Origin of the sequence: Arthrobacter sp. Y81 (assembly GCF_002929335.1) — a bacterium.
Classification (GTDB): Bacteria; Actinomycetota; Actinomycetes; order Actinomycetales; family Micrococcaceae; genus Arthrobacter.
Genome location: NZ_PJIL01000107.1, coordinates 1 through 246, shown reverse-complemented (window position 1 = coordinate 246; position 246 = coordinate 1).

The following is a 246-nucleotide window of genomic DNA, read 5'->3' as shown; positions in this document are numbered from 1 at the left end:
TCAATGCCGCCTTGCGCTACGAGTATCAGGACCTCAGCGCTAAGCTGCGAATCAACAACCTCACTGGCAAGCGCTATAACGCCTTCGCCGTCTACAGCGCCTGGGAAGACGGCAACCGCGGCCTGTATCCGGCTCCCGAAGAGGTAGTCCAATTGAGTTTGGGATATCGCCTCTGAGTCAGCTGGTGATTGGCGCGGCTACTTCACATCGCCCGCACCTGCCTGAAACGTCCGGCCGCCCCCGCTC